General features: G+C 54.7%; 4 protein-coding genes and 1 pseudogene. 2 read left to right on the top strand and 3 right to left on the bottom strand.

Annotated elements, in window-relative coordinates:
• The coding region (locus tag HQL65_05310) for a 4Fe-4S binding protein (protein ID MBF0135638.1) at window positions 1–1,685 on the top strand (1,685 nt) is incomplete at its 5' end.
• 478 nt (window positions 1,686–2,163) lie between these two features.
• Here HQL65_05310 and HQL65_05305 read toward each other — a convergent pair.
• Window positions 2,164–3,567, bottom strand: coding sequence for a hypothetical protein (locus tag HQL65_05305; GenBank protein MBF0135637.1), 1,404 nt, complete (start codon window positions 3,565–3,567; stop codon window positions 2,164–2,166).
• A gap of 419 nt (window positions 3,568–3,986) precedes the next feature.
• Between HQL65_05305 and HQL65_05300 the strand changes: the two are divergent.
• Window positions 3,987–4,124: pseudogene (locus HQL65_05300) on the top strand (IS5/IS1182 family transposase).
• Between the two features lie 9 nt (window positions 4,125–4,133).
• Here the strand turns inward: HQL65_05300 and HQL65_05295 are convergent.
• Together HQL65_05295 and HQL65_05290 are read right to left on the bottom strand one after the other, a co-directional pair.
• Window positions 4,134–5,339: an FIST C-terminal domain-containing protein gene (locus HQL65_05295; protein ID MBF0135636.1), complete on the bottom strand. Its 1,206-nt coding sequence runs from the start codon at window positions 5,337–5,339 to the stop codon at window positions 4,134–4,136.
• Window positions 5,340–5,398: 59 nt separating this feature from the next.
• A complete protein-coding gene (locus HQL65_05290; protein ID MBF0135635.1) occupies window positions 5,399–7,267 on the bottom strand; it encodes a hypothetical protein in 1,869 nt (622 codons plus the stop codon).
• Window positions 7,268–7,533 lie beyond the last annotated feature (266 nt).

Here is a 7,533-nt window from a genome sequence, read left to right as displayed (position 1 = left end):
GCGGCTCGCACGCCGATCATGCCAGCCACGATGCCGGCGGACAAAAAACCGATCATGCCGGGCATGATGCCGGTGGCTCGCACGCCGATCATGCCAGCCACGATGCCGGCGGACAAAAAACCGATCATGCCGGACACGGTGGCAGCCATGGCATGGGACACAACCACCCCGGGATGCCATTCTCCTATATTTTGCCGATCCTGTTGTTCATCCCCATCGTGCTGATCTGGGCCATCTGGTCGCGGCTTCCCGCCGAACCCCATCCGTTCAGCATCCCTTTGACCCGTTTTCCGATCATCCGTCAGGTCGTTCAATTCCTGAATGCCTCTCCCCAGCCCCTGGCCATGATCAAACTGGTCACATTGGCTCTCTATCTGTTGGCCATCTTTGCCGGCATCTGGGGTACGGCCACGGCAGAACACAACTTTGCCACGGTCCTGGTCTGGGGTTTATGGTGGCCACTCGTGATCATTTCCGTCTTTTTTGTCGGGTCTGCCTGGTGCGCAATCTGTCCCTGGGAGACCCTGGCCAAGCTCGTTGTTTTCCGGCGTCTATGGCGTCGCCCGGCCAATGAACAAACCGTGCAACGCAAAGTGCCCATGCGTTATCGCAATGTCTATCCGGCCATGGTGTTGTTCATGGGTCTGACCTGGCTGGAGTTGGGCATTGGTGTCACCACGATTCCCTGGGCCACCGCCGGCATGGCCACCATCATGTTCATCCTGGCCACCCTGAGCCTGATCTTTTTCGAACGGAAGGCCTTTTGCCGCTATTTTTGCCCGGTTGGGCGGACCATTGGCTATTACAGCCGGTTGGCTCCCATCGAAATCCGTCCGGTCGATGATACGGTTTGTGGCAGTTGTACCACCCTGGAGTGTTACAACGGTACCAAGGAGATCGAACCCTGTCCGACTCACTTGACCCTGGGCCGGTTTGGGCAAAACACCTTCTGTATCTCCTGTGGGTCCTGTGTCATCTCCTGTCCGCACGACAACGTCACCTGGCGGCTGCGCAGCATGGCCAGTGAAGCCAAAACCGTGGCCCGCGCCCATTGGGATGGTTCCTGGTTCATGCTCGGCCTGCTGGCGATCACCATTTTCCATGGCCTCACCATGATGTCGTTCTGGGGTGGTTGGGTCGATGCGGTCAAGGGCCTCCTGGGGGAAAGCGATCCACCCTATATCACCTTTACCATTCTCATGCTGCTCAGTTTTTCCCTGCCTGCCCTGGCTTTTGCCCTGGCCATTTGGGGGGTGCGCATCCTGGCTCCCAATGCGGCCCCGTATCGGCAACTTTTTTCCCAACTTGCCTTCAGTTCGCTGCCATTATCCTTCGCCTATCATCTGGCCCACAATCTGGACCATTTTTCCCGCGAAGCTCCTGATCTTTGGCGGGTCTTGAAAAACCCCCTGGGCAGCGGCACCATACCCTTCACCGCTGCGGAACGACATGCCATGATGCAAAATCCGCTGATTGCGGATTCTCTCCTGTTCAGCACCCAGATGTTATTGATGGCATTTGGTTTTTGGCTTGGGGTCGAGATTGTCCGGCATCGCGCCCGGGGTGCCCTCAGGGATGGCGGCAATCTGGAAGGCTGGAAACTGCTCCCCGTCTACCTCTTCGTGGCTGGCATCACGCTTTTCAATCTCTGGCTCATGGGTCAGGATATGGTCATGCGCATGTAGTCGATCAACCGTGCTAATTCGACGTGCCAAAATTTTTCGATGTACCGGCGAGTGACCAAGCCAGAAAAAATGGACGTTTCAAATCAGGTCGGTTGGTCCAGTAGCCTGTTTCAGATCGATCCAATACAAATCTGGGGGAGGAGTTAACTCCCCCAGACCGGGCCCCCGCTTTGATCACGCCACTTGAGTCTCGTGTTGGATCTAGAACATTATGCCCTTCGGGCAAAAAAGTCAAAAACACTTGGACTCCGCCCCAAACCCCGCTGGGAAGGGTGAACCCCTTCCCAGACCCGTCCCATTGACTAAAAAACCGCAAACACCACGACCGAGACCTTGTTTTTCCGATACGTGGACCACATGACCCGCCGCCAGGGTACCTGAGATGTTACGATTCGGATTGCTTGAGGGAAAACCTATTTGTTGTAAAACTATTGAGTATCAACAGGCCATAGCAATCCCGCGAGAGCGTCAATGGGCCTTAGAAAAACGGTGCCAGATTATCGAATTTAGTCTCCTCCACCCAGACCGAGGTGTTCTGACTGGGGCATTGAAACTCAGCCCAGCCGTACTCATTGGTCACGATAGTATGCTGGAGACTCTGGGTCAAGTCGCGATAGCGAACGTGGGGCCTGTAAGTGGGAAGCCATTTCTGGCCGTAATCCCCGTTGGAGAGTACGACGGCCATGCTGTTGTCGTATCCCTGGTCACCGGTAAAGGCCCAGCCGATAGTCGCGGGATGGTCAAACCGGTCGTACCGACTGCCGAAGGTACAATGCCGACGTGCGAGCATATAGCGTTGAATCATGGCCCCATGACGCAACATATCCACGTCAGCGACCATGGGGTAGCCTTCGTCCCGCAGAAGAATCAGGGCATAGGCCTGGGAAATGAACCAATCCCCCACATAGCCACCACGTTGTTCCTTACCGTGTACCGGGGGCTGATCGTCGTGACTGTGTACGAAGGGGACGGACAGTACCGGATTACTTCTGGTTAATGTGTTATCGAAAATCGATCCCATGTCGAAGCGGTGGGGAAGCTCCTTCTTCTGTGAAGCCTCGACCAGTTTCCATTGCAACGGAAAATCGAAAAGGGAAATCTGACCCTGGGTCTGTTCAATGTACCACTTCAACCCCCCCAAGTCACCCTTGAACTCTCCGACCGCAAACAGGTTTCTCCGTGCGGACCGGCGCATGCTGGTCAGAAAATTCAGGATCCCATGCGTACTGATGTGCTTGACAGCATCGAAACGGTACCCATCGCTGTGGATTTCATATTTGAACCACTGTCCGAAATGATCAAGCTTGATGATGAGGTCACCGCACTGAAAGTCAAGATCGCATCCCATCAGCGAATCCTGGCTGGTATCCGTATCAAACTTCTTGCCCCTCAGGATCCAGCAATCATGGTCGTTGGGATGATAGGCATCGAAATGCTCATGGTTTAGTTGCAACCAGGGAAAATCGGTGGGAACATCAGCCTTAAACCATGTGCTATCGGAATTCAGGGGTTCGCTTCTGTTGTCACACTTGACGTGCATGCACGCGATGTCCTTCTCATAATCACCCCCCATCAGATGGTTGAATACCTGATCATGATAAACGGAGATGCCCCGGTCCCTCAGAGTCAGGGCGGCGCTCTGCAACTCCTGCTTGGGGCCGTACTTAGTGCAATCCAAGCTGTACCAGTTCTTGATGCCGTATCCTACATCCTGCTCCCCCCCCGACCCTTCGCTGGCAGGCGGCAACCAGACTGCGGTAAACCCCTGTTCCCAGATCCGATTGGCATCCCTTTGCAGACGTTGATAGAGGCACTTCCCTTCCCTATCCAGCTTGGGGGTATGCCAGTTCCATGGCTGCAAGATCGTTCCGCGAATAACCATACCAGTCTCCTTATTTGAACCCTTCCCAGACCCATCCCATTGACCAAAAAATCGCAAACGCCACGACCAAAACTTTGTTTTTCCGATACGCTCAAAAGACGACAACGCTCTCTATACGGGATAAAACGATGCGCTGACCTGGCATTATTAAAGAAAATTTACCACAATCAGTCAACATATTTTTCACTTGTCATGATAACAAGCAATCGACCGCGCTTCTTGCAAAATAGATAAAAATACTATAAATTATCGTGCAATATTAAAATATATCCAGTTTCACATTACAACTTTCCCCTTGGTACCCGTTCACAAATGGCGAATTTCTGAATACAGTCCCTTCCGAAGATGCGGTTTCATCCGGTGTGTGGAATCATCGAGTACTGGAGAAAGTCAATGATGACCCTGAGATGAGCCAACTGCTGATCGACAGCACGATCATCAGAGCGCACCAAAAATCTGCCGGGTATAAAAAATTGGGCAAACAGGCAATTGGCAGGTCAAGAAGGAAACAACTGACGACCAAGATTCACGCTACAGCAGATGCACTGGGCAAACCGTTGGCAGGTTTAAGTGGTTCTCTCGGAGGGGACACTCTGCAAGGGACGAAACAGACCAAAAGAGCTGGTATAGCCGTGCAGGAAGGTCATCCCGGCCACCGGGCCAATCTCGCCGTTGCCAAAAAAACCGCCCAGGGGAATGTCAGCGTAATATTGGCGAAACAGATCCGTGTCATGATTGGGGCGACCAAACATGGTGCTGCCGCGTCCCAGGCAGGAAAAAATCACCCCTCCCGCAGGTGGTGTGGGTTGTGCCTGGTGATATTCCTTCAGCAGCCGGATCAATTCATCGCGTGAACTGCGGGCGTCGCGTACATGAAACTGGACCACCTGGTACGGTTCCAGAATGCTGCCAACCGTCAAAGCACCGGTATCCGGATTCAACCCCATCAGATTGCGAATCAAAAAATCACCCGGACGATAGGTTACTTTTGTTGGGGGCATGGCCAGACCGAGAAAAAGGGCACCATGTGCCAAATGCTGGTCTTTTTCGGCGGCTTCCTTGATCAATTCCGACAATATTTCATCCGGTCGGCGGCCATCCAGTTCCAGCAGAACATTGTCGCGCTGGCGGGTGACAAACATGGGATTGCCGATGGGGCGGCACCCCTGGGCCACGATGGTATCCAGTTGAATATTGCCCTGCATGGCAATTCCGATCAGTCCGGTATGATCCAGAACCCCGTTTGACCAGAGCAGATTGCCCCCCGGGCCTGAACCGCCCGAGACAATGCCGCCGATTTTGGCGGCACCGGGATAGATGATGTCCATCTGACGCAGGCAGTGGTCGGCACCGAAGGAGAACGGATCGGCGAGCAGGATGAATTGCACGGGTTGATCGGCATGGGCACCGGTCAACTGTTGCCAGTTTTGTTCATCCCAACCAAGGGCACCCAGATCCGGGTATTCCATGTGGAACACCTGCAACTGCACATCCGGCAACAAGGCAGCGGTGATCGAGACCGCCGGACGATACTCCACTTCCTGCCCATCCCCGATGACGCCGTTGGCTGAACAACCCAACCAGTGGCGGGGATTCAAGCCGCTTTGCAACAACTCCGGAACACTTCTGGCAGCGGACTGATAAAGGGAAGAGACAAAAACCAGGGCCAGGTCCGGGGTTTCCTGACCCAACTGTTCCTGAATATCCAGCGTCGCCAGACGAAAGGCCTCTGTCAGGGAGGAACCCTCTCTGACACTTGATCCCCATTTCATGTGCTTGCCTTTATCGTGTCATCGGCTGGCAGAATCAGCAGAGTCATCAAAAGTGAACCTCAGGATTTGCTGCCGGGCCATTCGTTGGCCACCGCAGCCTTGCGAATGATCACTTCGCCAACGGCTTCATCCAGATCCGATACCGGATAAAGGGTTGCCGCAGAAGAAAAAGAGGGCTCCATGCTTCTGGGAAAGCCTTTATTGTCGGAGCGGCTGTTGGTGGCGCGATATTGAGAGGCACGTCCCGGGCGTTTGCGGACGGATATGTCACCCGCCAGATCCTGGCCATTCCGATACCCCTTCCAGAGCAGTATCAGAAGGGAGACGATACCCAGGGTCCACCAGGGGGTGTTGCCATAGCCGTGCAGCCGTTCCATCCAGGCCTGGAAACGGGTGTTCCTCTCCGTTGCATCTGCATCGGCAACAATTTCTGGCCGTGAAGAAGATTCCGACAAAACAGCTTTCTGGGAAATCAGTGGCAGCGACTCTCCAGACCGCCTGGTTGTGGTCGATGCCGCCGTTGTTGCTGTTGCCGTATTGCCTGCCGTCCGACGGACAGAGAGTGCTTGTTCGAGATTTTTGATCCGCTGTTCCATCTCCTCCAAACGTTGCTGTTGGAGGGTATTGGAGGCGATTTCTTCTACCGGCGTGACAGGGCGACCAACGGTATCTTCCAGTTGGGCGATACGTTTTTCCAGAGTTTTCATCTCTTCGAGGTTTGGTTGCCCTTTTTCCGAGGTATCCCCTCGCATCTGGCGCAGTGGGACCGGGTCACCGGTTGCAACAGGGACGTTTGTCACAATGGCCGGGACGGGAGCAACCGGCACACTGTTTTTGAGAACAGAAGTCGCGTTGATTCCCTTGACGCCCTCGACGGAATTGCCCACCCGGGGTCGGGACACGGAGGTATTTTCGACAACTTCTATGACGGGCACCGGGGCATGCAAGGCGGGTTTCTGCGTCTCTGCCGCTCTCTGGGTGTGAAGTGCAGAAGCCAGCGTTTCGCCTGGTCCCAGGGTACGTGCCAAAGCTTTTGGCGTTTCAACTGGCAACGGAGCCGGTTTTGCGGCCATCGGCATTTCGTTGGGCACCGGAGCCGGTTTTGCAGCCATCGGCATTTCGTTGGGCACCGGAGCCGGTTTTGCAGCCTTCGGCATTTCGTTGGGCACCGGAGCCGGTTTTGCAGTCTTCGGTATTTCGTTGGGCACCGGAGCCGGTTTTGCGGCCATCGGCGTTTCGTTGGGCACCGGGACAGATTTTGCAACCTTTGGCATTTCGTTGGGTGCCGGAACAGGTTTTGCGGCCATCAGCGTTTCGTTGGGCACCTGGGAGGTGCGCGGGAGAGGTTTCAACTTTTCCGTAGGCACCGGAGATGGAAGGTGTAGAGAAGGTTTCGGTGTCTCGGCTGGCACCGGGGCACGCGCCGTGGTATTGCCTGTTACGGCTGGGACAATCGGTGCGGTTGCAGGCGCGGGTGCGGTTGAGGGTGCGGTTGATTTGGCCTGGGTCAGCCAATCGACGGAAAATTGTGGAAAACGGGTCTGTTGATCAGAGGCGACCGTCAATACCAGATCAAAATTTTCCCGGGGCGTGGGAGCTGCACTGGTCACCACGGCCCGATACTCTTTTCCTGATCCCTTCAAGGTAACCTTGAAGCCGGTCGAAGCCTCAAGATAACGCAAACCAAGCAGGCGATAATCCGATCTGGATCCCATGTGCAGATCGGTCATCTTTTCTCCAGGTTCGGGAAAGACGGCAAACTGCGCCATGAAGGGTTTGCCGGGTTCACTTTGGACATCCAGGGTTCCCACCCGGAAAGCCCAGGCCATTCCCGGCGAGAGAAGCAACAGGCCACAAGCCCAGCAGAGCATTGTTTGCCAGCGAAGCGAAAAGGGACGATGGTTGCGTTTGATGGTCTTGGTATCCATGAGAGTCGTCCATGCCGTTAAGGAAATCCTGACCTCGTCTGTGTCCGGGCTTGGCCCCTGTTCAGGTGGCTGCCATATCGGGTCCAGGGTTGCCGGACGGACAAGGGTGCATAGAGTAGCTCTTATCTCTTTCTGGATCCATGGTTCGTTTGCGCACCGAAATTTTTCCTGAAAACCTCTCCCGGAGAGAGCTTTTATGAAAAATCCGGGGTAAAACGTCCATGAAAATTCCGTGTGATCGCCCATGAAAAAACCCGGGACCAGAA

Source organism: Magnetococcales bacterium, from assembly GCA_015228935.1.
Classification (GTDB): Bacteria; Pseudomonadota; Magnetococcia; order Magnetococcales; family DC0425bin3; genus HA3dbin3.
Note: the sequence above shows the minus strand (reverse complement) of the source record. Positions and strands in the feature narration are given on the sequence as shown.